Here is a 24,625-nt window from a genome sequence, read left to right as displayed (position 1 = left end):
GCGAGAAAGTACTTGAGGTCCCGTCGCGAGTCCCCTCCGACGTCAGGGGTTCCGTGACCGTCGCCGATTGACAGCGACTTTTCAGCACCTCACTCGGCACTCTACAAGATCTTGACAGAACGGTTGTGCTAATACGTATTAGCACCCCGTGAATCCAACGCCGAAACCAACCGCCCGCGCGACCGCGCACGACGTTGCCGCGCGCGCCGGAGTCTCGCAGCCGACCGTCTCCCTCGTACTTTCGGGCAATCCGAAGGCCCGAGTGTCGGCGGAGACTCGGGCTCGCGTGATGCGCGCCGCCGAGGAGCTGGGGTATCGCCCGAACATCCTCGCGCAGGGGTTGGTCAGGCGCCGCTCCTTCGCCTTGGGGGTCGTGGTCCCCGACCTCGGCAACCCGTTCTTCGCCGCGGTGGTGAGCGGCGCCGAGAAGGTCGCATCCCGGGAAGGGTACGCGGTCTTCCTGTGCGAGGCTGGCGAGACCTCCGCGGAGCAGCACCTCGACGCGCTCAAGTCGCGCCAGATCGATGGCGTGATCCTGGACGCGGTCGGTGCGGCGGCGCTCTCTGCCGAATCCCTCGCGGGGATGAACGTGGTCCTCGTCGACGAATCGCTCGACGACTACCCGGCAATCGTCAGCGATGCGGAGCAGGCGGGCGAGCTCGCGGCTCGGCACGTGCTCTCGCTCGGTCATCGACGCCTCGCCTTCATAGGCCCGGCGGTCGACGCGAGTGCGTTCAGGTTGCGCGAGCGTGGCTTCACGCGCACGGTGCGCGGTGCCGGCATGGCGATCGACTCGGCGGCCTGGCGTCGGGCCCCCGCGACGGTGGCGGGGGGGATGCAGGCGATGCGCGCGATCCTGGCGCTCCGGCCCCGCCCGACGGCGGTCTTCTGCGCCAACGACCTCGTGGCCATCGGTGCGCTCAAGGCGTGCGCCATGGCCAAGGTCGTGGTCCCACGTGACCTGTCGATCGTCGGGTGCGACGACATCGAGCTGGCGCAGCTCGTGACGCCGGAACTCACGACGATTGCCATCCCGGCGCGCGAGATGGGGGCCCGGGCCGCACGATTGCTCATCCGGCAGCTGGCGGGCGACTCCGCAGGTGCGGCGGTGCGCCCGACGCGCCCGCTCCCCGTCCGACTCGTCGCCCGCGGTACGACCGCGGTGGTTCCGGAGGCCGCATGAGTGCCGTGCGACATGCCATCATCACCGGCACGGGGAGCTTCGTCCCCTCCCGCGTGGTGACCAACGCCGATCTCGAGCGGGTGCTCGGCACGTCGGTCGAGCCGTTCGTCTCGGAGACGTTAGGCATCCGCGAGCGCCGCTTCTGTGCGCCTGACGAGTCTACGGTCGACCTGTGCGACCCGGCGGCGCGCCAGGCACTGGCGGCGGCGGGACTGGGACCGGAGGACATCGACCTCCTCATCGTGGCGACCGACACGCCGGAGTACATCTCCCCCGCCACGTCATCGGTGCTGCACGGCCGGCTGGGGACGTTGCGGGCCGGCACGTTCGACGTGAACTGCGGCTGCGCCGGCTACGTCACCGCGCTGGACATCGCCGCGAAGTTCATCCGGGCCGACGAGCGATACTCGCGCATCCTCGTGGTGGCGGCGTACGCCATGACGAAATACCTCGACCTGCACGACAAGAAGACGGCCACGATCTTCGCGGATGGCGCCGGCGCGACGGTGGTGGAAGTGAGCGATCGTGCGGGGGTGCTGGCGAGCGAGCTGTTTGCCGATGGGCGCTACTGCGAGGGGATGGGCGTGTTCGCCGGCGGGACGGCCGAGCCGATCACCGAGGATGTCCTTGCGTCGGGCTATCGCAACCGGCTGCGCTTCGTCGAGAAGTACCCGAAGGAGATCAACGAGGCGGGGTGGCCGCGCATCGTGCGGTCGGTGACGGCGCGCGCCGGCCATGCCATCGCCGACGTGGACCTGTGGCTGTGGACGCAGGTGAACCTGTCGACGATCAAGGCGGTGATGGAGACGTTAGGCGAGCCGATGGCCAAGGCGCACACCGTGATGGACAAGTGGGGCTACACGGGGGCCGCCTGCCTCCCGATGGCGCTCGACGATGCGCGGCGCGCGGGGCGCCTGCACGACGGGGACCTGGTCGTGATGACGGGGTCAGGCGCTGGGTTGGCGATGGGGTGCGTGGCGATGACGTGGCGCGACGTGGCGCAGGAGCCGCGGTGATCGAGTCCGGCACGACGATCCCGGCGCTCTTCGAGGCGCGCGTGGCGGCCAGCGGTGATGCGTTGGCGCTTCGCGAGTTCGACGCCAGCGCGGGCGGCTTCGCGCGGGAACTGTCGTGGCGCGCCTGGCACACGGCGGCGCTCGACGTGGCAACCGCCATCATTGCGGCTGGCGGAGCACGCGGTGCCGCGCTGGCGATCCTGGCGGGGAACCGGGTGCTCTGGCCACTCGCCGAGCTTGGGGGGGCGCTGGCCGGACTGGTGACGGTGGGGATCTACCCCACGTCGGCGCCGGCCCAGGTGCGGGCGCTGTTGCAGGACGCCGAGGTGTCGTTGCTGGTGGTGGATTCGGTCGAGCAGCTGGCGAAGGTGCGCGAGGCGACGGCGGAATGGGACACGCCGCTCCTGGTGGTCGCCGACGTGACGGACGATTGCTTGCGCCCTGCCCTCGGAGCGGTCCGTGAGGTGAGCTGGGCAGCGTTTGCGGCTGACGGGGCACGCCTGCGCGCGGCGCGGGCGCCGGCCGCGCAGGCGCTCGAGGCGCGGCGTGGGTCGATCGCGGAAGAGGACATCGCGATGCTGATCTATACCTCGGGTTCGACCGGCGAGCCCAAGGGGGCCCGCATCTCGCAGCGCTGCGTCATCGAGTCGGCGCGCTCGGTGCGAGACACGCTGGCGCTCACCGACGAGGATTCGTCGCTCTCGTTCCTCCCTTACTGCCACGCGGGGGAGCGCCTCTTCGGCTTGTACACGCGCATCCTGTGCGGCATGTCGGCGACGCTGGTGGGCGATCCGTCGGAGATCTGGCAGGCGCAGGCCGCCGCGGCTCCGACCCTGTTCGGCGGGATGCCGCGCTTCTTCGAGAAGGTGCATGAAACGCTGCTCGCGGCGCGCAGCGACGCGTCGCCCGAGGTGGCCACCCGGTGGGATCGTGCGGTCGCCGTGGGGCGCGAGCGTTCCCGGTTGCGTCAGGACGGGATCGCGCTTCCGGCGCCGGTGGATGCGGCGTGGCGCCACGACCTCTCGGTCATCCGACCGACGCTGGACCGTCACTTCGGCGCACGACTGCGGCTCGCGACGTCGGGGGGCGCGACGCTGCCGCTGGAAGTGGCCGAGTACCTCGACGCGTGCGGGGTGCCGGTCCTGGGCGCCTACGGGCAGACCGAGCACCTGTGCGCGGCCTTCAATCGCCCGGGTCACTACCGGCACGATTCGGTTGGGATGGCGATGCCCGGCACGACGATCCGCATCGGGGAGGACGGCGAGGTGCAGCTGCAACGTTCGGCGCTCACCTTCTCCGGCTACCACCGGCGTCCCGAGGAGTCGCGAGCGGCCTTCACGGACGACGGCGAGTGGTTGCGCACCGGCGACCTGGGGACGCTCGATGCCGAAGGATTCCTGCGCATCACGGGGCGCATCAAGGAGTTGATCGCGCTGTCGAACGGCAAGAAGGTCGCGCCGCTCGCGCTCGAGACGCGGTTGTGCGCGGCGGAGCTGGTCGCGCACGCCGTCGTGCATGGCGAGGGGCATCCGTACCTCGTGGCCCTGCTCGCCTTGCGCTGGTCGCTGGTGGAGCGATGGCAGCGCACGATGGGGATCCACGCCTCGCGTGCCGAGCTCGTGGCACATCCGGCGCTGCGCTCCGCGCTGGACGCGGAGATCGGGCGCGCCAACGCCGAGGTCTCGCGACCGGAGCAGGTACGCAAGTACGCCATCCTCCCGGACGACCTCACGGTGGAAGCCGACGAGATCACGGCCACGCACAAGGTGCGGCGGTCGGTGGTGATCGATCGCTATCGTCCGCTGCTCGAGTCCCTTTACCTGGAGCCGGCATGACCAAACGGATGGCCATTTGGGCGACCGTCTTCGCGACGTGCTGCATCGCGCTCGCCTATCTCTCCGCCTTCATCGACGGGGGAACGCGCTGGGGGGTGTGGTGCATGGTGCTGGGGTTGGCCACGATGGTCGTCGCCCTCATGGCGTTAGGCGTGTCGCGCCGCGGTGGTGGTGTGGGGGCGCTGGCGGTGCCGTTGGCCTTCACCTTCGTGGTGCTGGTTGGGGGGTTCGCCGCCGCGTTGCTGCTGCCGCCAGAAACGGCGGGGGCCCGGGTCTACCTCGGTCTGCCGCTCCGCGCGGCGCTGGTACTCTACGGCGTAGGGTTGCTGCCGATCCTGGTGCTCCCGCTGTGCTATGCCCTCACGTTCGACGCCATGACGCTCAGCGAGGAGGATCTCAGGCGCGTGCAGGCGCTGGGGGCCGCGCATGCGGCGAAGCAGGGGAGGGCGGGACATTGATGGCGCCCGCGATGTGGCCGCTGCTGCAGGCGGGATCGCTCCCGCCGCTGGCGCAACCGATGATCATCGGGGTGGCCTTGCTCTACTTCGCCGTGGTCGCCGCCATCGGCGTGTGGGCGACGCGGCAGACGAAGAGCGCGAGCGACTTCTTCGTCGCCGGGCAGGGGATCGGGCTGTGGACGATGGCGATCGCGGCGATGGCCGCGACGCTCTCGGGATTCGCCTTCATCGGCGGACCCGGGCTGCTGTACAACGTGGGGCTCGGCGCCGTCTTCATCATCCTCCCCATCGGCGTGACGGGGACGTTGGGTGCCTGGACCATGGCCAAGCGGTTGCGGTTGCTCGGGGAGGTGCGCGGCCTGATCACCGTCCCCGACGCGATCGCGGCGCGCTTCCAGTCGCGCGCGGCGCGCGGCCTGTCGGCGGTGGCGATGCTGGTGGCGATCGTCGGCTACATGGCCACCAACATCCTCGCGCTGGGTTTGGTGATCGATGCGATCTTCGGCACGGGGCTCACCGCCGGGCTGTGGATCGGGATGGCGATCACCCTGGCGTATTCGGTCTCGGGCGGCATCCTGGCGGGGGTCTACACGGACCTCTTCCAGGGGGGCGTGATGGCGTTGGCGTCGATCCTCGTCTTCCTCTACACCATCAAGGTCGGGGGCGGGCCGGCGGGCTTCGCAGGGACGATCCTCCCGGCCGACGCACCGTTCCTGGCCCCATGGGGGAAGATGACGCCGCTGGCGGCGCTGTCGTTCTTTTTCGTGTTCGGGATCGGGTCGTTAGGCCAACCCCATGTCGTGCACAAGTTCTACATGTTGCGCGACCCGCGAAAGCTCAAGTGGTACCCCATGATCATGAGCGCGGCGATCGTGATCTCGCAGCTCCTGTTCATTGGCGTGGGGTTGGCGGTGAAGGCGCTCGTGGTGCGCGGCGAGCTGCCCCCGCTGGCCCGGGCCGACGACGCGACGCCCGCGTTCCTGCTCCAGTTCACGCCGTTGCTGCTGTCGGCCATCGTGTTTTCCGGCGTCGCGGCGGCCATCATGAGCACCGTCAACTCATTCATGAGCGTGGGAGCGGCGGCGCTCACCCACGACCTGCCGATTGCCTTCGGGCGCAAGGTGGGGAACGAGTTGCTGTGGGGGCGCATCTCGACCGTGGCGATTTCGCTGGTGGCGACGTTCGTGGCGGGGATGTCGGGGACGCTGGTGGCCTTCCTTGGGATCTTCGGCTGGGGACTGTTTGCCTCCACGCTGGTCCCGGCGCTCGCGATCGGGCTCAACTGGACAGGTGCCACGCGCGCTGGCGCGATCGCCTCGATCTCCACCGGACTGGTGGTGACGCTGGTCTTCGAGACGTTGGCCTTCATGAAGGTGTTCAGCTTTCCGGCGGGCGTCACCGCGACGGCGCTCGCGCTGGTGAGCTCCCTGCTCGTGTTCTTCGTCGTCTCGTGGTTCACGCGCCATACGGCCGCGTCCACGCTGTCCGACGACGTTCGTTTCGTCATGGAGGTCTGATCATGTCCGTCACGCTGCAGGTGGGACAGTTCGCGGAGTTCAGCAAGACCGTGACGGAGAGCGATGTGGTGCTCTTTGCCGGGATCACGGGGGACTTCAATCCCGCGCACGTGAACGAGGTGGAGGCGTCCAGGTCGCGCTTCGGCGGTCGCATCGCCCACGGATTGCTCTCGGCGGGTTTCATCTCGGCGTGCATCGCGATGAAGCTCCCCGGTCCGGGGACGATCTACCTCTCGCAGTCGCTCAAGTTCACCCGTCCGGTGAAGATCGGTGACACCGTGACGGCGCGCGTGGAGGTGCTGGAGTGGAACGAAGGGAAGCGGCGCGCGCGCCTGGCGACGACGTGCCGAAACCAGGACGACCAGACGGTGATCGATGGCGAGGCACTGGTGATGGTGCCTGACGAATCCGCCGGCACAGGCCGGTGAAGTTGCAGCTGGTGCGTTGCATGTGCCGCACCGGCGATCCATGCAGGCTCTCATTTCCTCGAGGGAGGGACGTACGATGAGTGTGTCACGTAAGATGCGGCAGGCCGTCCGGGGGTTGGCGGCGCTGGTGGCGTTGCTGGCTATCCCGTTGGCGGCACAGGGTCAGGCCGGGCGCATTGCCGGCACGGTGTCCGACTCGGCCAAACGCCCGCTCGACAATGCGAGCGTGAGCGTCGTCGGCACGCGGTATGGCGCGATCTCCGATGCCAGCGGCCGCTACACGGTGAACAACGTCCCCGCCGGGACGTACACGGTGCGCGTCCAGCGCATCGGGAACAAGGCGGTGGAAGTGCCCAACGTCGTGGTGACGGCCGGTGCGACCGCCGAGGTGAACGTGTCGCTCAATGCAGCGGCGTTGCAGCTGGGTGGCGTCGTGGTCTCGGCGTCACGCCGCGTGGAGAAGATCACCGACGCGCCGGCGACGGTCACGCGCCTCGAGGCGGCCCAGATCGCCAACTCGGTCGGCAACTCGTTTGCCGGGGCGCTCAAGGAAGTGAAGGGGATCGACTACATCCAGGTGGGGATGACGGCCGTCGCGATCAATGCGCGCGGCTTCAACTCCTCGTTCAATAACCGCATGCTGATGATGGAAGACGGGCGCGTCGCCGTCCTCCCCGAGAACGGCCTCCCGGTCGGCGGCTTCACCTCGATCCCGAAGGTCGACCTCGCGGGCGTCGAGGTGCTCATCGGCCCGGGTTCGGCGCTGTACGGACCGGACGCCTCGAACGGCGTGTTGACGCTGCAGTCCAAGGGATCCGAAGCAGTTCCAGGGGACGACGGTCGAGGTGGCCGGCGGCTCGCGCGGCTTCATGGATTTCCAGGGGCGCTACGCCGGCGTCACCTCGAGCGGGAAGATCGGCTACAAGCTCAGCGGCGAGTACCTGTCGGCCAACGAGTTCCAGAACGAGCTGCGCTACGCGGGGAACGTGCGCGAGCAGGGGATCGGCGGCGCCGTCGACTGGAAGACGGACGTGATGCGTGGTGAGGGGGCGCTGGTGTACTACGCCGGGGCCAATCGCTTCGAGGCCAATGCCGGCATGAGCAAGTCGAATGGCGTGGGGCAGACGAACGTCGGGCGCAACCAGCTCGTCAACTGGCAGTATCGCCACGCGCAGCTCAAGTGGACGGCGCCGCGCTGGTACGCCAACGCGTACGCCACGCAGTCGCTCTCCGGTGACAGCTACGCGATCAACCGGTATGCGAGCGCCCGCCTGACGACGCCGGCGACGATCAGCGACGACTCGGTGGCCAAGCTCTCCGACTGGCCGGCCGAGGGCCGGCTCTACGCGGCGGAGCTGCAGAACAACTTCACCATCGCGCCGCTGCTGGACACGCGCGTGGTGTGGGGGGCACAGGTGCGTCGCGACGACGTGAGTTCGAAGCGCGAATGGCTCGCCGATCGCGTGACCAACGAGAACATCATCCTGAACCAGCAGGGCGTGTACGCGCAGACCGAGACGCCGCTGTCGGCGCAGCTGCGCGTGGTGCTGTCGGGGCGTTACGACAAGTCGACCGCGTACGACGCGAACTTCTCGCCCAAGGCGGCGATCCTGTACACGCCGGTGAACGACCAGACGATCCGCCTGACGTACAACCGCGCCTTCAAGACGCCGACGATCCTGAACAACTACTTCTCGATCAACGACTTCGTGAAGCTGGCGGCTGGCTTCGGCGGTTTCGGCGTGTTCGGCAACAAGGAAGGCTTCTCGGTGAAGAACGCGGCCGGCACCACGCTGGCCACGTACCAGCCGCTCGTGCCCGAGGAGAACACCACGTACGAGGTCGGCTACAAGGGGATCCTGAAGGACCGGGTCTTCATCGACGCCGCGTACTACCAGGCCGACTACAAGGACTTCATCTCGCCGCTGGTGACGATTAACTCGCACCTGGGCGGGACGTTCGCCTACGATGCGGCCGGCCAGCGCATCGTGTCGCCCAACGGCGCGCAGTCGGTGCTCACGTACCTCAACCTCGGCAAGGCGAAGCTCAAGGGGATGGACGCCGGCGTGCGCTGGGTCCTGACCGAGAAGGTGGCGGCGTCGGGGACGCTCTCCCTCACGAAGCTCAGCCGCGTGGAGAAGAAGCCGACCGATCCGGCGGCGGTGGTCGAAGCGACCGCCCTCAACACGACGCCGACCAAGTGGAACGTGGGGATGGACTTCAACTCGCCCGAGCGCAACTTGCTCGGCGGCTTCACCATCCGTCACGTGACCGGCTACAACTTCCGCTCGGGGATCAACGCCGGGATCATCCCGACGTTCGAGACGCTCGACCTCACGCTGGGCAAGCGCATCCCGTCGTTGGGGGCGCAGGTCAACGTGTCGCTGCAGAACATCGCGGCGTGCTCCAGCGGGTCCTACGAGCTGCGCCAGGGGCAGGCCTCGCCCGGCGCGTTCGTCCCGAAGCGTGGCTGCAACATCGGCAAGCGCCACCTCGAGATGATCAACATGCCGACGATCGGGACGATGCTGTTCGTCGGCGTGCGGTACGATCGTTAGGCCGATGACGGACATGATTCTCCTGGCGGCGGCCGTCGGGGCGCTGGATGCCCCGCCGGTCGCCGGAGGGGGCGGGGCGGTGCCGGCGACGGCCTCCGCCGCCGCCCCCGTGGGAACGCGTGTGGTGCGCGGGGTCTTTCGCAACGCGGCGGGAGAGCGTCCCTGGGCGCTCTACCTGCCTGACGCGGATGCCCCGGCTACCGGGCGACCACTCGTGGTGATGCTGCACGGCTGTACGCAGGACGCCGACGACATCGCCAAGGGGACACGCCTGCACGAACTCGCCACGCAGCGCGGATGGATGGTGCTCTACCCGGAGCAACCCGCGCAGTACAACCCGCGGAAGTGCTGGAACTGGTACGACCCCGCGCACCAGCGGCGTGATGCCGGTGAGCCGTCGCTCATCGCGGGGATGACCTCGCAGGCCGTCGCCGACCACGGCGGCGACCCGCGTCGCGTCTACCTTGCCGGCATCTCGGCCGGGGCGGCGATGGCGTCGCTGGTGGCGGCGGCCTATCCCGAGCAGTACTCGGCCCTCGCCCTTCACTCGGGATTGGTGCACATGGCGGCCGGCAACGTGATGGATGCGTTAGGCGTCATGCAACGCGGCGTGCCGAGTCCCGAACCGTTCGCCGAGTCGGCCTTCGCGGCGATGGCGGGGCGCGCGCGCGTCATCCCGACGCTCGTCCTGCATGGCGAGGCGGATGCCGTGGTCGCCCCCATCAACGGGGCGCAGGCGGCCAAGCAGTGGTTCCTCACCAATGCCCTCGCCAAGGGGCAGCCGCTCGACACGACGAGCGGCGGCACCGACCGCACCGTGACCGAAGAGGGCGGCTATCGAGTCACGCGCTCCACCTACCGCGCCAAGGATGGGGCGCCGCTTTCGTACCTGGTCATGGTGCGCGAGCTGGGGCACGCCTGGTCGGGTGGGGCGCCGGAGGGGACGTTCACCGATCCGCGCGGGCCGAGTGCGAGCGCGCTCGTCGTCGACTTCTTCGTCGCGCAGGGAGCCCGTTAGGCACGTGATGCCCGAGATGCCACGACCGACCTTCCCGGCATCACCGGACCCCATTCGCTGGTGGGGGCGGGTGACGCCCGATCGGGTGGCGCTGGTGGATCGGGCGCGTGACCAGCGCTTCACCTATGGCGAGCTCGATCGCCTGGTGGAGTCGTGGCGCGCCCTCCTCGTCGTGCATGGCGTGGGGGCCGGTGACCGCGTCGCGACACTCGCCGGCAATCGTGCGGCGCAGGTCGCGCTCCTGTACGCGTGTGGTCGGATGCGGGCCGCCCTTGTCCCGCTCAACTGGCGGTTGGCCGCTCCCGAACTCTCGCGCATCGTCGGGAACGCCCGCCCCGCCCTCGTGATCTCCGAGTCGCGCTTCCGCGCCCTGGCCGAGTCGGCAGGAGTGGTCGCGACGGGGGCGCGCTGGATCGAGATGGCCGATGACAGCGACGCCCCTGCATCGTTCGCATCGCGCGTCCTCCTTCCGCCAGATGCACGCGTCGATGCGGACGACGCGGCGCTCATCCTGTACACGTCGGGTTCGACCGGAGCGCCGAAGGGGGCGGTCCTCCCGCACCGGCAGCTCTTCTACAACGCGGTTGCGACGACGACCGCGTGGGAGCTCGGCGCGCAGGACATCGCACCGGTCTCAACCCCGTTCTTTCACACGGGGGGATGGAACGTCTTCGCCACCCCGCTCTGGCAGCGCGGCGGGCGCGTCGTGCTCTTCGACCAGTTTGATCCGGCGGGCTACCTGGCTGGCATCGCAGAGGAGGGGTGCACCGTCGCCCTGACGATCCCCACGCAGCTCGTGATGCTCCTCGAGAGTCCGGCGTGGGGGGGCGAGATCCCGTCGTTGCGCTGCTTCATCTCGGGCGGTGCGCCGTGCCCGGTGTCGCTGATGGAGCGCGTGCGTGCCGCAGGGTATGGGATGAAGGAGGGGTTCGGGCTCACCGAGTGCGGCCCCAACTGCTTCAGCATGCCGCTCGACGAGGCGCCGCGACGACCTGGGAGCGTCGGGTGGCCGGTCCCATTCCTGGAGATGCGTCTCGCGCGGGCGGACGGGAGCGAGGCCGAAGCTGACCAGGCGGGCGAACTCCTGCTGCGCGGTCCGCAGATGTTCTCCGCGTACTTCGACGATCCCGTTCGCACCGACGAGGCGGTGACCTCGGACGGCTGGTTGCGCACGGGCGACCTTGCGGTGCGCGATGCCGACGGGGCCTATCGCATCTGTGGGCGGCGGAAGGAGATGTTCATCTCCGGGGGCGAGAACGTCTATCCCGGCGAGGTGGAGTCGGTGCTGATCGAGCATCCATCGGTCGCCGAGGTGGCGGTGATCGGCGTGGGCGACGCCAAGTGGGGCGAAGTGGGGCGCGCGTTCGTCGTGGCGCGTCGTGGTGCCGCGGTGGTGCCTGACGAGTTGCTGCGCTGGGGGCGCGCACGCCTGGCGGCATACAAGGTTCCCAAGGGAGTGACCGTGCTCTCCGAACTGCCGCGGCTGGGCTCCGGCAAGGTGGATCGCGGGGCGCTGGTCGCCCTCGCCTCGAGCGCGACGGGAGGGGAGGGATGAGCGCACCGTCGAAGTTGCCGGTCACGAAGGGGGCGACGGTGGTGGCGACGCTCGCCTACGTGCGTGTGGTGCACGGCGAGGCGGCACTGGCGCAGCTGCTCTCGGCGCTGGAACCGGGGCTGCGCGACCGCCTGACGAGTACCGACGCGACCGCCGAGCTCCCGTACATCGAGCTGCTCGCGCTCTGGCGCGCCGCCGATGCGGTGCTGCGCGAGCGCGACCCGCAGTGGATGGAACGATCCGGGGCGCACTCGATCGAGTCGACCGGGGTGCAGCTCTACAGCGGGATCCTGCGCAAGCGCTCGCCGCACGAGTTCCTCACCCAGAGCGTGTCGCTGTTCCGGCTCTTCTATTCGCCCGGCGACATGGAGGTGGTGGAGGAGGAGGGGACGCGGGCGGTGCTGCGGCTTTCGGGCTTTGATTCGCGCGACGCCCTCTTCTGTCGGCGCCAGACCGGGGGGCTCCGGCAGGCGTTGCTCCAGGCCGGCGGGGAGATGCCCCGGGTGAAGCATGTGCGGTGTGCGCATGTCGGCGACGCCTTCTGCGAGTGGGAGCTCGCCTGGCGGGGCGAGCCGAAGGAGGGGACCGACCCGCGCGCGGGGAGCGCTGGCCTGCCGCGCCCGCAGGGGTAGCGGGCGGGCTGGTCGGCGTGGGAAGGGGGCGCGGGACACTCGCACCCTGGCACGGGAATGGGGCGCGGGGCAGGAGTTGGGGAGAAACCAAACCTTTGGGTGTTAACGTACTGTCCACCCGAGGCATCCCCGTTGATCACCTCCCTCTCGCACGCCCGGACCGACATGTCGACCCTCCTGCACGACCTGCGCTTCGCGGTCCGGCTCCTGCTCAAGAAGCCCGTCTTCACCGCACTGGCCGTCATCACGCTGGCGCTCGGCATCGGGCTCAACACCGCCGTCTTTTCCGTGGTGGATGCGCTGCTGCTGCGTCCGCTCCCCGGCGTGCGGCAGGCCGATGAGTTGGCGCAGCTCTATCGCAGCTGGCCGGCGATGGAGTACGGCTCCAACTCCATCCCGCACTGGAAGGACGTGCGGGAGCGCACGAAGGGGGTCTTCAGCGACGTCGCCCTGTGGAAGTTCACCCGGCTCAGCGTTGCGGCTGACGGTCAGCCGGAGCGGGTGATGGCCCAGATGGTATCGGCCAACTACTTCAGCGTGCTCGGCGTAGGGGCGGCGCGCGGGCGCGTCTTCATTCCCGCGGAGGACGTGGGAGAGCTGGCGCATCCGGTCGCGGTGATCAGCCACGCCGCCTGGCAGCGCCGCTTTGGCGGCGTCCCCGACGTCGTCGGCAAGTCGATCATCGTCAACGGCGCGAGCTACACCGTCATCGGGGTGACCCCGCGCGAGTTTCGCGGCACCCTCCCGCTCATCACGCCGGAGTTGTGGGTTCCGTTGATGCAGCTGGCGCAGCTCGAGCCGCTCGGTGCCGAGTCGATGCGTGAACGCGACGAGAACTCATCCAGCCTGATTGCGCGACTCGCCCCCGGGGTCACGATGGAGCGGGCGCGCGCGCGGGTTCGGGCGCTGGAAGGCGAGCTTCGCGTCGACTTCCCGGGCTTCTACCAGCGCTCGGGGATCACCCTGGTTCCCCAGAAGGACGCCGGGATTCATCCCATGTTTCGCTCGGCGCAGGTGGGGCTGACCGGCGTGGTGATGGCGGTCGTCCTGATGCTGCTCCTCATCGCCTGCGTCAACGTCGCCAACCTGTTCCTGGCGCGGGCGCAGGATCGGTGGCGCGAGATGGCCGTGCGGCTGAGCATCGGCGCCCGGCGCGGCGTGCTGGTGCGGCAGCTCATGACCGAGAGCCTCGTCTTCGCGCTGGTGGCGGGGGCGTGCGGGATCGTGGTGGCGTGGTGGACGGTCTCGCTCGCCAATCGCGTGACGCTCCCGATGGACCTCGATTTTTCCCCCGACCTGCGGCTCAGCGCCCCCGTCCTCCTGTTCGCGTTAGGCGTCACGATCTGCACCGGCTTCCTGTTTGGGCTGGTGCCGGCGCTGCAGGCCACCCGGCCCGCCCTCATTCCGTCGCTCAAGGGCGAGGCACCGGCCGGGGGATCGCGCTCGCGCCTGAGTCGCGTGCTGGTGGTGGCGCAGATGGCGCTGTCGCTGGTGCTGCTCGTCTGTGCGGGGCTGTTCCTGCGCAACCTCGAGTCGGCGACCACGGTGGACAAGGGCTTCACTAGCGAGGGTGTGCTGCTCGCGACGGTCGATCCCGGGCTGCAGGGGTACTCGCGCGCGCGATCCGAGCAGTTCTATCGCGTGCTGGGCGATCGGCTGCGCGCCTTGCCCGGCGTCAAGCACGTGGCGATGGCGGCCGCGGTCCAGCTCGGACTGAACAACTCCGACCGCGGCGTCGAGATCCCCGGCTATACGCCGGCGCCTGACGAGGGGATGTCGATCAACTACAACATGGCCACCCCCGGCTACTTCGAGGCGATGGGCATTTCGCTGGTGGAGGGGCGCGGCTTCGAGCCGCGGGACGACAGCCTGTCGGCTGGCGTCGTGGTCGTGAACCAGCGCTTCGTCGAGCGGTTCTTCCCGCAGGGGAATGCGGTCGGTCGCACCATCCGCGTCGGTGGGAGCGACCGTACGGTCGTGGGGGTCGTGCCCACGGGCAAGTACGTCCGGCTTGGCGAGGAGCCGACCGCCTTCATGTACTTCCCGCAGGCCCAGGAGTGGCGCAGCGAGATGACCGTGCACCTCAAGGTCGACGGCGACCCGGTGTCGTTCATTCCGCAGCTGCGCTCCGAGGTGGCGGCGCTCGATGCCAACATGCCGGTGGCCGATGTGCGCACGTTGAACAATCACCTGGGCTTTGCGCTGATGCCGGCGCGCCTGGCGGGGACGGCGCTGGGTGTGTTCGGCGTGCTCGGCTTGCTCCTGGCGGCAGTGGGCATGTACGGGGTGATGTCCTACGCCGTGGCCCAGCGCACGCGGGAGATCGGGATCCGGATGGCGATCGGTGCGGCCCGCGGCGAGGTCGTTCGCATGGTGATGCGACAGGGGCTGTCGTTGGTCGTGATCGGCGGTGTGATCGGGCTGGGTGCCGCGTTCGGTGCTGCGCGCCTCATCCGCGGCGTGCTGTACGGCGGCAACGCGATCGATCCGCTGACCTTCGTCGTCGTCCCGGTGGTGCTGGCGGCGGTCGCGGCCGTGGCGATCTGGATTCCCGCGCGGCGGGCGGCGGGGGTCGATCCGGTGTTGGCGATCCGGTCGGAGTGACCGCCGCGCTCTAGCGCGATGGTGCCGTCGCGCGGACGCGCGAGGATGCCATCGCGCGTCAGCGCCCCCGCAAGTGGAAGTCGACCAAGCGGCCGAAGATCCGGTCCATCGTCGCTCCCATGCTGGCGCTCCACTGGTTGCTGACGATCAGGATGGCGAAGTCACGACCAGGTGCAACGCCTACCAGCGCGTAGTGTCGCGTATTGGTCCCGTCGTGAAAGAGGGCGCGGCCGAGCGACCAGGTGCGGGTGGCGATGACCATGCCGTAGCCATACCCGTCGCTACCGGTGGTGACGTACGGCTGGGCCGTGAGCGCGCGCCACCCCTGCGACGACAGGACCGGCGTGTCACGCCCCTGCTCGGCGGCGAGGAGCGCCGAGATGAAACGGGCCCAGTCGGCGAGGGGCATGTGTGCGCGCCCGGCGGGGCCGTACTCGACCGGGTTGTCGGCTCCCGGCGTCGCGGCGTCGTAGGTCGCGCGCGCGCCGTTCGCCTGCACGGTGTGGCCGAGCGGTTCGTCGTCGGCGCCGGCGGTCCCCGCCTGGCCGAACCCCGCGCGCGCCATGCCTAACGGTGCCCAGAGCCGCTCGGCGATCACCCGCTCGAAGTCCTGATCGAGGGCGCGCTCGACGATGGCACCGGCCACCATGTAGTTGATGTTGCTGTACGCGTACGTCCCCGGCGTCGCGACGGGAGGCTGCTGCGCCGCCCACCGCACCACCGCCGCGCGGGCCGCGCGCGCGTCACCCAGCCCCGACACGTAGTCCCGCGGGAGTGCCGACGTGTGCGACAGCAGGTCGCGGAGCGTCACCGCGCGGTACTCGGGGCGCATCGTGGCGGCGAGCTCCGGGAAGAACTGGGGGAGCGTCGTGGACCAGGAAAGCGTGCCGTCGGCGACGAGCCTGGCCACGAGGACGGCGACCTGGTGCTTCAGCGTGGAGCCGAGATGCCATCGATCGTCGCGAGTGGCATAGCTCCGTCCGCCATAGCGCCGGACGCCTACGACCTCGAGCTGCGCGACGCCACCGCTGGTCACGATCGCCGCGCCTAACGCCGGCAGGTCGCTTGTCAGGCGAATGGAATCGAGGAGGACGGTGAGCGGGGGGAGCGGCGCGGCCGGTGTCGCCGTGGGTGAGGCGTGGTCGCCGCCGCACGCTGCGGTGACCACGAGTAGCACGCCCATCGCGCCTCGCATGCGCGGTGCGGACGGTGCTCCGACGCGCGTCCGGCCCCTAGCGAGGACGACCGCCGCCCCCACGCTCGCCCCCACCCTGTCGCGGGCCGCTCCCGGGTCCCTTGGCCGGTCCTCGGCGAGGGCCAGCCGGACGCCCCGAGGGACGCCCCGACGGGCGTGCGCTCCCACCGCTCGACCCGCCGCCCGCCGCACCAGACGCTGAGCCCGCACCGCGTCCCGACGATGTGGATGCGCCGCGCGGCGCGCCGCTGGAGCGCCCCGCCCCACCGCGCTCCTCCTGCCGGCGACGCGGGTCCGCGTCACGCTGCGACCTGCCGTCGCGACGCGCGCGCTCCTCGGCCTCGGCGCGCAGCTTGCGCTCGGCCTTGGCTTTCGCGTTCTCGCGCTCCTTGGCCTTCTGCTCGCGCCACTTGGCGGTCCGCTCGGCCTGCGAGACCTCGAGGCGCTCGGCCACGCGGGCCGTGTAGTCGAAGTCGGGAAGGATCACACGTTGCAGCCGGCGGGAGAGCTTGCGCTCGATGTCGGCCAGGTCGGCCTCTTCTTCGGGCGAGACGAAGGTGAAGGCATCGCCCGTGGCCTGCGCGCGCCCCGTGCGCCCCACACGGTGGATGTAGTCCTCCGGCGCCATGGGGACGTCGAAGTTCACCACGTGCCCGAGTTCCTCGACGTCGATTCCGCGGGCGGCGATGTCGGTGGCCACCAGGACGCGATACTTCCCGCTCTTGAAGCCGGCCAGCGCCTCGGTGCGTTGCGGCTGCGAGCGGTTGCCGTGGATGCGCTCGGCCGCGATGTCATGCTTGGCGAGGAACTTCTGCAGGCGGTCGGCGCGATGCTTGGTGCGCGTGAAGACCAGCACCTCCTGCATCTCGCCCCGGACCAGCAGCTGCAACAGGAGCGACGACTTGAGGTCCTGCGAGACGGGGTAGACCGCCTGCGTGATCCCCACCGCGGGGGCCGCCTTGCGCTCGAGGTTGATCGTCGCCGGATTGCGCAGCATCTCGTGCGCGAGCTGGCCGATGGGTCCCGGCATGGTGGCGCTGAAGAACAGCGTCTGACGCTTGGTCGGGAGCTGTTTGAGGATCCGCCGGATATCCGGCAGGAAGCCCATGTCGAGCATCCGGTCCGCTTCGTCGAGGACGAGGTGCTCGATATGGGCGAGACTGGCGTACGACTGCTTGAGGTGGTCGAGCAGGCGCCCCGGGGTCGCGACGATGACGTCGACGCCACTGCGCAGGGCATGCTCCTGCGGTCCCATCCCCACGCCCCCGTAGATCGCCGCGGCGGTGATGGGCGTGTGCACGGAGAGGTCGTTGAGGTCCTCGAGGATCTGCGCCGCCAACTCGCGCGTGGGGGTGAGGACCAGCGCGCGCGTCGTGCCGCGGGGACGTTCGATGAGGCGATGCAGGATCGGTAACAGGAAGGCGGCGGTCTTTCCGCTCCCGGTCGCCGCGCACGCGAGGAGGTCGCGCCCCTCGATGGCGTGCGGGATCGCGTCGTTCTGGATCGGGGTCGGGCGAGTGAAGCCAAGCTCCTTGAGCCCGCGCAGCAGGCTGGGATGCAGGGCAAGCGATGCAAACGTCACGTGAAGTCCTTGATGGCAGGGCGGTCGTCGCGCGGGCCGGGCCGGCGCGGTGCGCCATGCAAACTGGCGCGGGGCGCCGGAAACGCCGGCGCGAGATACTGGAAGGTCGCCACTCGCAGGGCGGATTGCCATTGCCCGGGCCAACGTTGGAGTGTCGGCGAGCCAAACGTGCAGGCGTCGCACCGCGCGTCGCCGACCCTCGAGACATACGTGCTGGAGCGCAGCGAACGTTGGAAGGCGCGCGCGGTGCGACGATCACCACGCCCGGTGTGTCAGCGGGATCAGGCGCCTTCGCGTCCGGCCCAGTACGCTCCCGGGATGTAGGTACCGAAGGTCCAGCTCACCCCCTCAGGGTCGCGCGCGGTGTAGTCACGTGATCCGTAGCTCGAGTCCTTGAGCGGAAAGAGCACCTCGGCCCCCGCGGCGACGGCGCGCGCGTAGTGCGCATCGGGGTCGCTCACGTACACGCAGAGTCCGGCGTGCGTCGCCCCGAGCGCCTTGGGGCTCTTCCAGGAAAGCTCGGGACGCGGCGAGCACACCATCACCACCGACTGGCCGAGCGTGAGTTCGGAATGCCGAATCGCGCCGTCGTCGCCAGGCACGACGAGTCGGCGCTGGAAGCCGAAGGCGCGCTCCAGCCAGTCGATCATCGCGGGGGCGTTCTGATAGAAGAGCGAGGGGTACAGGGCAGGGGCGGCAGAATCGTTCGGCATGTGCTGGCTCTGGGGTTGTGGGACTCGAGGCTCCCGCACGATAGGGCGACGATCGTCCGCCGTCTTGTACAAATGGGACGGCGCCGCGCGCCGCCCGCGATTCGGTCAGTGCGCGTCCGAGGCGGTGACGACGGCGCCGAAGGTCGGGTGGCGCATCGCGAAGTACGTCGATGGCGACAGGCCGGCGAGGTCGCGAAAGTCACGGTCGAGGTGCGCGTGATCGTAGTAGCCGCAGGCGTGCGCGATCTCGGAGAGCCGCCTCCCTTCGCTCGCCACGAGGCATTCGATGACGCGATGAAAGCGAAGGATGCGGGCCAGCGCCTTGGGCGGGAGCCCGACGTGCGTCCGGAACTGCGTCGTCAGGCGCTTGCGCGAGCAGCCGATCGCGTGCGCGATGCGCGCGACCTCCACGTTGCCGTGGGTGCGCGCCAGGGCATGCCAGGCAACCTGCACGAGCGGTGGGACGTCGGGGGCGCGCGAAAGCCGCGCTCGCCACGCCTCCTCCAGGAGCGCGAAGCGCCCCTCCCACGAGTCGGTAGCCGCCATGCGCTCGGCGATGTCCCCTCCCATGGCGCCGAGCACGTCGTGCATCGGCACCGACTGGTTGGTGACGTGCTCCAGTGGAAGGCCGAGCAGGCGAAGCGCGCCTAACGGGGTCAGGTTGCACTGCACGCATTGCGACGTGCCGCGCGCATCGACGTGCACGTACGAGTCGTACAGCCCGGCGACGAAGCTCCCCAGCCACTCCCCCGATCGACCGTCGCGTGGGTCGGTCACCCGATAGGGCGTGCCGAAATTGAAGATGCAGACGACCCCCGGGTGCGGGACTTCGAGGCGTGTCAGCGTACCGGGAAGCCGCTCCGTCGACCCCGTGTACATCCCCTGGATGTACGGACGCAGCGCCGCCGAGGGCTCGCCGAGGGCGAGCTCCCAGTCGCCTAACGGCGAGGAGAGGCGGTGCACGCGAACCGCGGAGCTCACCGCAGCGTCCTGGTCACGTCGAGGAAGCGGTCGATTTCGGCCCGCGTGTTGAACAGCGCGGGCGACACGCGCACCTGCCGCTTGGTGTCGCGCACGCTCACGGCCACGTTCGCCTGCTCGAACGCGCGCTTCACCTCGGCGGGATCGCGGTCGATGTAGTAGGTCACGATCGAGCTGCGCGTCCCCTCGGGGGTGAAGAGGCGATAGCCTTGCGCCACGAGCCCGGCGCGCAGGGCGTGCGCGAGCGCGACCGTGTGCTGCTCGATGCGCGACACGCCAACCCGCTCGACGTACTGCAGTCCCGCGCCCAACTGGTAGACCTCGGCAAAGGGGAGGGTCGCGTAGTCGAAGCGCTTGGCGGTCGCGTGCAATTCGAAGCGATCGTTAGGAAGTTCCTTCGCCACGTGCAGCGCGCCGAAGCGATCGAGGCGAATGCGATCGAGCAGTTCGCGCCGGATGAAGAAGGGGGCGACGCCAAAACCGCCGAGGACCCACTTGTACGTCCCGCAGCACAGGAAGTCGACGCCGGCGGCACGCACGTCGATCGGGATCATCCCGGCGGCCTGGATGGCGTCGGTGTAGAAGAGCGCGCCGTGGGCATGCGCGAGGTCGGCCAGCGGACGCATCTCGTGCCGAAAGCCGTTCTGGTGGGAGACCCAGGCGACCGAGAGGAGTCTGGTGCGACGGTCCACGAGCCGTTCCACGTCGCGTAGCTGTACCGCGCCGTCGCGATGCGGGGCCACGCGCAGCTCCACCCCACGCGTGTCTCGCAGGTGGCCGTACAGCACGAATTCGGTCTCGTAGTGCAGCGCATCGATCACGACGTTGTCGCCCGCTTTCAGGTCGAGCGCATTGGCGACGATGTTCTCTCCTTCGCTGGTGGCAAAGAGGAAGCCGATCTCGTCGCTCGAGGCGTTGACGAGCCGGGCGAACTGACTGCGCACGACGTCGGTCTGCGCCAGCATCTCACCCAGCGAAATCGGTCGCGTCGACTTGCGCTCGATGAAGTCGCGTCCAGCGGCGACGACCGACGTCGGGACCGGCGTGATGTAGGCGGAATTGAGGTAGAGCGCTTCGCGCACCGCGGGGAAGTCGGCGCGCACGCCGAGTGGGTCGTCCACGGAGGGGGCATGCGTGGCGTGCTACAGCGCACGCACGGTAGGGGCGCTGGCAGCGCCAGCCGCGAGCGTGGCGGCGGTGGCGACGAACGAACGACGCGAGAGCGGCATGACCGGATGCGGTGTGGGAGACGCTCCCAAACTGCACCGCAACTCGCGCCGGAGCCAATCCGATCGAACCCGGCGCGCGTCGCATCCAGCGCGGCACGCCAGCCAGTCGACCCCAACGCTCCCCCGTCATGACCTCCTCACCGTCCAGCACTGCGCCGCAGTCCGTCCAGGTGGTTTGCGCGTGGCGACGTCCCCGCGATCCTCGAGCGTCTCGATCCTGAGGTCGAGTGGGAGAGCCGGAGCGACAGCTACGCGCAACGTGCCGGCGTGCCGTGGCTGCTCCCGCGTTCGGGGCACGCCGGGGTTGGCGCCTTCCTCCACTCATCGGGGAATGGCGCATCCGCGAATTCACGGTGCGCTCGATGATGGCCAGTGAGCGGCGACGCCGCTACGCGCGGAGCACGCTGTTAGGCGACGTGCGCGCCGCGCGGCGCGCTGGAATGAGCGCGCTGGCCCCCGCCACGAGCGCGACGAGCAGCGATGCGGCGGCCAGCGTGATCACATCGGCGCTCCCGACCCCGAACAGGAGCCCGCGCAGCGTCCACGACGCCGCCAGCGCGAGGGGGATCCCGACGGCCAGCCCGGCCGCGGCCAACCGTCCGCTCCAGCGGGCCACCAGCAGTACGAGGTCGCGCGGCGTCGCGCCCAGCGCGAGGCGCACGCCGAACTCGGCCCCGCGCTGCTGCACGCCGTAGCTCACCACGCCGTAGAGTCCCGTCAGCGCCAGCACCAGCGCCGCGACGCCTAACGCGCCAAGCAGGATGGTGTTGGCGCGTTCGAGGGCGAGCGAGGCAGTGAGGCGCTGTTGCATGGTCTGCACGTCGTAGAGCGCCAGCGTCGGGTCGACGCGATTCACCGCCGCGGCGAGCGAGCTCCGCACGACGGCCACGGGCTGCGACGAGCGCGCCACAAGGTGCACCTCGCGCCCGCTCCACTCCCACATCTCCGCGGGGGTCTGCGCGAGCGGCATGAAGAGCTGCGGCTGCGGATCGTTGCGGAGCCCCCAATCCCGCGGGTCTCGCACCACCCCCACGACGCGCCAGGGGTACGGCGTCCCCGTACTGTCGCGAAAGGGAGACGATGTCCCGGCGATGAATCTTCCGAGCGCGTCATCGCCCAGCCCCAGCCGCCGGGCGAGTCCCTCGCTGATGATGACGACGCGTGCGGCACTGGCGCCGTCGGCCGCGGTGAAGTCGCGTCCCCGCGCGAGGGCGAGCCCCATGGTCTCCACGTAGCCAGGTGTCGTCAGGCGCAATGCGGCATTCACGTCGTCCTGGCGCCCCGTGGCATTGCCGTACACCACGAAGCCGCTCCCACCGCCGCTGTTGCCGTCCAGGGGGATCTTGGACGAGAGCGCGACCCGCTCCCCCAGCTGTTCACGCGCGGCGGCGAGCAGGCGTGCGTGCCCCCCCTGCACCTCGGCGGGGCCCGGATACGCGGACGAGGGGAGTGCGTAGCGCGCCGTGACGACGCTGTCGACGGCGAAGCCTGGTGCAACACCCCCCAGCGCGCGCGCGCTGCGCAGGAGGAGCCCCGCCGCCACGAGCAACACGACCGTCATCGCCATCTCGGCAACCACGAAGGCCCGACGGAGCCGGTCGTGCGCGGCGCCGGCGGTCGCCCCGCGTCCACCATCCTGCAGCGCGCTGCGCAGGTCGACCGCCGCGGTGCGCCAGGCGGGGAGGAGTCCGGCCACGAGCGCGGCGACCATCGTGAGGGCGACGGCAACGGCCACCGACGTGCCGCTGAGCTGCGTACGACTCACCCGAGGCAGGTCCTCGGGGAGCACGGCGACCAGTCCGCGCATCAGCCAGACGCCCACCCCGACCCCCGCGAGCCCTCCAACCATCGACAGCAGCACGTGTTCCGTGAAGAGCTGGCGCACGAGGCGTCCGCGCGAGGCGCCGAGCGACGCACGCAGCGCCATCTCGCGGGCCCGTCCGGCACCCCGCGCCATCAGGAGATTCGCCACGTTCACCGCGCCGATGAGCAAGAGGCACAGGACGGCGACGAAGAGGAGGAGGACTCGGTCGCGGAAAGGGGCGGTGAGATAGTCCACGAGCGGTACTACGCGCGCGCGCACCGGGCGCGCCGCGCGATCGGGCCGTGTGTCGAGCGCCGTGAGGATCGCCTGCAGTTCGGCTTGGGCCGCGGCGACGGTCGTCCCGTCGCGCAGTCGCCCCACCACGGAGAGGAACGGGGTGAGGTTCGTGCGCAGTCCGTCGGAAAGACGCTCGGGGAGCCAGAAGGCGCTCGCCGATCCCAGCACCTCGGCCGATGGGGGGAGGACCCCCACGACGGTGCGCGTCTCGCCGTCGAGCGTGATCGAGCGCCCCACGATCGCCGGGTCGCTGCCGAACTGTTGTCGCCAGAGCGAGGTCCCGATCACGACGACCGGTGCAGCGCCGTCGGCGAAGTCGCGCGCATCGAGGCGCCGGCCCCGCGACGCGGGGAGGTCGAGGGTGGAGAAGAAGCCTTCGCTCACCAGGAGTCCCTCGACGCGGGACGGGGTCCCGAGCCCGGTGAGCGTCGTCGCCGTCGTGCGCACGCGCGACAGCGAGGAGAAGCTCTTCGCGCGCTCACTCCAGGCGAACCAGAGGGCGGGACTCACGCCGTCGTTGTCGTCCGCATCGACCATCGTCGCCCACATCACGCGCCCCGGCGCCGGCACATCGAGCGGGCGCAGCACGACGGCGTCGTAGACGGAGAACAGCGCGGTCGCCGCCCCGATCCCCAAGGCGAAGATCCCGCAGACCAGGAGCGTGAAGGCGCGGTCGCGCAGCAGGGCGCGCGTGGCGTAGCGCACGTCGTGCGCGAAGTCCGTCACTGCATTCCAGCGCGAGCGTGTCGTGTGGTGTGCCTCGTCGATCGCCAGGCAGTCCGCCCGGACGGTGGAGACGTCGCCGAAGAGGCGCTCGGCCTCGAGGCGAGCCGCGTGCGGCGCCAGGCCGCGCTGCGCGAGAGCCTGTGCACGAAGTTCCAGGTGCAACGCCATCTCCTCGTCCAGCTCGCGGGCCAACTGGCGCTTGCTGCTGGGCAGCTGAAAACGCCACCCCATCAGGCGGGCACCGGCGTCGTCTGGGCGAGCGCGCGCGCCACCGCAGCCACATAGCGCTCCCACGTGCTCACCTCGGCACGCAGCGCGCTGCGCCCCTTGGGGGCCAGCCGGTAAAACTTGGCGCGGCGGTTGTTCTCCGAGACACCCCACTCCGGCTCGATCCACCCGCGCGCCTCGAGGCGGTGAAGGGCAGGGTAGAGCGTTCCTTCTTCGATGAGCAGGTGCCCGCCCGTCGACTGGTGTACCCACTCGGCCACGCCATACCCGTGGCGCGGCCCCCAGGTGAGCGACTTCAGGACGAGCAGGTCGAGGGTGCTGCGCAGGAGGTCGGCGTCGGAAGCCATGGTCGCGTTGGGCGTGATGTCGATCGAACGCGCGCCGTGCTGCGCTCGTTCCCCTTGTCTCGCAAGGGAAAGTGCTCCCGCTCCCCTTGTGTGTCAAGGGGAGCGCCCGCCCATCCGCATGCCCCACATGAAAAACGCCGGCGACTCGTCGCCGGCGCGTGCTGCAGGGAGCCCGGGTGCCTTACGCCGTTTGCCCGCCGTCCCGTCGTCCCCCCTGCTGCCCTTCCGACGCCCTCGCCTTCGCCGTCGACAGGTACCCCGGCTCGAGCTCGAGCAGGTTCGAGATCTTTCGCGTGAGGTAGTGCTCGTGCTCGTCCACCGAGCCGTCGGCGAGCACCAGCCCCCACATCACCTCGGCGAGCACCATCTTCTGCCCAATGTCGAACTGCTGCTGCAGGACATGCGTGTAGCGGAAATGATCGATGGCTTGCGCCCGTTCGCGCTCGGCCGTGGCAATGAGCAGTTGCACTTCCTCGTTGGAGAGCGCGAAGTGCCGGCCCATCGTCGCCTCCAGGTGGGCGCGCTCGTCGTCGGTGAAGGTGCCGTCGGCGTAGGCCACGTCGAGCAGGAGGACGCAGGCCGCCAGGTGCACCTGGTCGACCGGGCGCGCCGCTTCTCCCTCGTCATCCGCGGAGGTGGGGCCGGCATTCGGTGTCCCGGGGCGCGAGGCGCCGAGCAGCGACTTGATGGCGTCGAACAACATGGTGGTCCAGTGGGGG

At 69.9% G+C, this 24,625-nt stretch carries 19 protein-coding genes; 11 read left to right on the top strand and 8 right to left on the bottom strand.

Features of this window, described 5'->3' with window-relative positions:
- The first annotated feature begins 148 nt into the window (after positions 1–148).
- The 11 genes from IPN47_24680 to IPN47_24630 all read left to right on the top strand — a co-directional run bounded on the left by IPN47_24680 (position 149) and on the right by IPN47_24630 (position 14,804).
- Positions 149–1,183, top strand: a complete 1,035-nt coding sequence (locus IPN47_24680) for a LacI family DNA-binding transcriptional regulator (GenBank protein ID MBK9411171.1) — start codon at positions 149–151, stop codon at positions 1,181–1,183.
- A gap of 5 nt (positions 1,184–1,188) precedes the next feature.
- The gene (locus tag IPN47_24675) at positions 1,189–2,199 is read left to right on the top strand and encodes a ketoacyl-ACP synthase III (protein ID MBK9411170.1); all 1,011 of its coding nucleotides are present in this window, start codon (positions 1,189–1,191) and stop codon (positions 2,197–2,199) included.
- The gene (locus tag IPN47_24670) at positions 2,196–4,034 is read left to right on the top strand and encodes an AMP-binding protein (protein ID MBK9411169.1); all 1,839 of its coding nucleotides are present in this window, start codon (positions 2,196–2,198) and stop codon (positions 4,032–4,034) included. The genes IPN47_24675 and IPN47_24670 overlap by 4 nt, the downstream gene beginning before the upstream one ends.
- Positions 4,031–4,492, top strand: coding sequence for a hypothetical protein (locus IPN47_24665; protein ID MBK9411168.1), 462 nt, complete (start codon positions 4,031–4,033; stop codon positions 4,490–4,492). Before IPN47_24670 ends, IPN47_24665 begins: the two co-directional genes overlap by 4 nt.
- Positions 4,492–6,009 (top strand): hypothetical protein, encoded by a 1,518-nt coding sequence (locus IPN47_24660; protein MBK9411167.1) that lies wholly within the window; start codon positions 4,492–4,494, stop codon positions 6,007–6,009. The genes IPN47_24665 and IPN47_24660 overlap by 1 nt, the downstream gene beginning before the upstream one ends.
- A 2-nt stretch (positions 6,010–6,011) precedes the next feature.
- Positions 6,012–6,437: a MaoC family dehydratase gene (locus tag IPN47_24655; GenBank protein ID MBK9411166.1), complete on the top strand. Its 426-nt coding sequence runs from the start codon at positions 6,012–6,014 to the stop codon at positions 6,435–6,437.
- A 76-nt stretch (positions 6,438–6,513) separates the two neighbouring features.
- On the top strand, positions 6,514–7,482 hold the full coding sequence (locus tag IPN47_24650; protein ID MBK9411165.1) for a carboxypeptidase regulatory-like domain-containing protein: 969 nt from the start codon (positions 6,514–6,516) through the stop codon (positions 7,480–7,482).
- A 1,517-nt stretch (positions 7,483–8,999) separates the two neighbouring features.
- A complete protein-coding gene (locus IPN47_24645) occupies positions 9,000–10,013 on the top strand; it encodes a PHB depolymerase family esterase (GenBank protein MBK9411164.1) in 1,014 nt (337 codons plus the stop codon).
- Between the two features lie 16 nt (positions 10,014–10,029).
- On the top strand, positions 10,030–11,568 hold the full coding sequence (locus tag IPN47_24640) for an AMP-binding protein (GenBank protein MBK9411163.1): 1,539 nt from the start codon (positions 10,030–10,032) through the stop codon (positions 11,566–11,568).
- Complete coding sequence (locus IPN47_24635; protein MBK9411162.1) at positions 11,565–12,200, top strand: hypothetical protein; 636 nt, start codon at positions 11,565–11,567, stop codon at positions 12,198–12,200. The genes IPN47_24640 and IPN47_24635 overlap by 4 nt, the downstream gene beginning before the upstream one ends.
- A 165-nt stretch (positions 12,201–12,365) precedes the next feature.
- A complete protein-coding gene (locus IPN47_24630) occupies positions 12,366–14,804 on the top strand; it encodes an ABC transporter permease (GenBank protein ID MBK9411161.1) in 2,439 nt (812 codons plus the stop codon).
- A gap of 58 nt (positions 14,805–14,862) precedes the next feature.
- Here the strand turns inward: IPN47_24630 and IPN47_24625 are convergent, their stop codons facing one another.
- The 8 genes from IPN47_24625 to IPN47_24590 all read right to left on the bottom strand — a co-directional run bounded on the left by IPN47_24625 (position 14,863) and on the right by IPN47_24590 (position 24,609).
- Entirely contained in the window at positions 14,863–15,987 is a 1,125-nt protein-coding gene (locus IPN47_24625; protein MBK9411160.1) for a beta-lactamase family protein, read from the bottom strand.
- A 49-nt stretch (positions 15,988–16,036) separates the two neighbouring features.
- Entirely contained in the window at positions 16,037–17,713 is a 1,677-nt protein-coding gene (locus IPN47_24620; GenBank protein MBK9411159.1) for a DEAD/DEAH box helicase, read from the bottom strand.
- A 149-nt stretch (positions 17,714–17,862) separates the two neighbouring features.
- Entirely contained in the window at positions 17,863–18,294 is a 432-nt protein-coding gene (locus IPN47_24615) for a VOC family protein (protein MBK9411158.1), read from the bottom strand.
- 105 nt (positions 18,295–18,399) lie between these two features.
- Entirely contained in the window at positions 18,400–19,275 is an 876-nt protein-coding gene (locus IPN47_24610) for a helix-turn-helix domain-containing protein (protein ID MBK9411157.1), read from the bottom strand.
- A complete protein-coding gene (locus IPN47_24605; protein MBK9411156.1) occupies positions 19,272–20,396 on the bottom strand; it encodes an aminotransferase class V-fold PLP-dependent enzyme in 1,125 nt (374 codons plus the stop codon). The genes IPN47_24610 and IPN47_24605 overlap by 4 nt, the downstream gene beginning before the upstream one ends.
- 496 nt (positions 20,397–20,892) lie before the next feature.
- Positions 20,893–23,562: an ABC transporter permease gene (locus IPN47_24600; GenBank protein ID MBK9411155.1), complete on the bottom strand. Its 2,670-nt coding sequence runs from the start codon at positions 23,560–23,562 to the stop codon at positions 20,893–20,895.
- On the bottom strand, positions 23,562–23,906 hold the full coding sequence (locus IPN47_24595) for a PadR family transcriptional regulator (protein MBK9411154.1): 345 nt from the start codon (positions 23,904–23,906) through the stop codon (positions 23,562–23,564). The genes IPN47_24600 and IPN47_24595 overlap by 1 nt, the downstream gene beginning before the upstream one ends.
- Positions 23,907–24,087: 181 nt before the next feature.
- Positions 24,088–24,609: a TerB family tellurite resistance protein gene (locus IPN47_24590; protein ID MBK9411153.1), complete on the bottom strand. Its 522-nt coding sequence runs from the start codon at positions 24,607–24,609 to the stop codon at positions 24,088–24,090.
- Between the last annotated feature and the right edge of the window lie 16 nt (positions 24,610–24,625).

The organism is Gemmatimonadota bacterium, from assembly GCA_016719105.1.
Taxonomy (GTDB): domain Bacteria; phylum Gemmatimonadota; class Gemmatimonadetes; order Gemmatimonadales; family Gemmatimonadaceae; genus SCN-70-22.
Note: the sequence above shows the minus strand (reverse complement) of the source record. Positions and strands in the feature narration are given on the sequence as shown.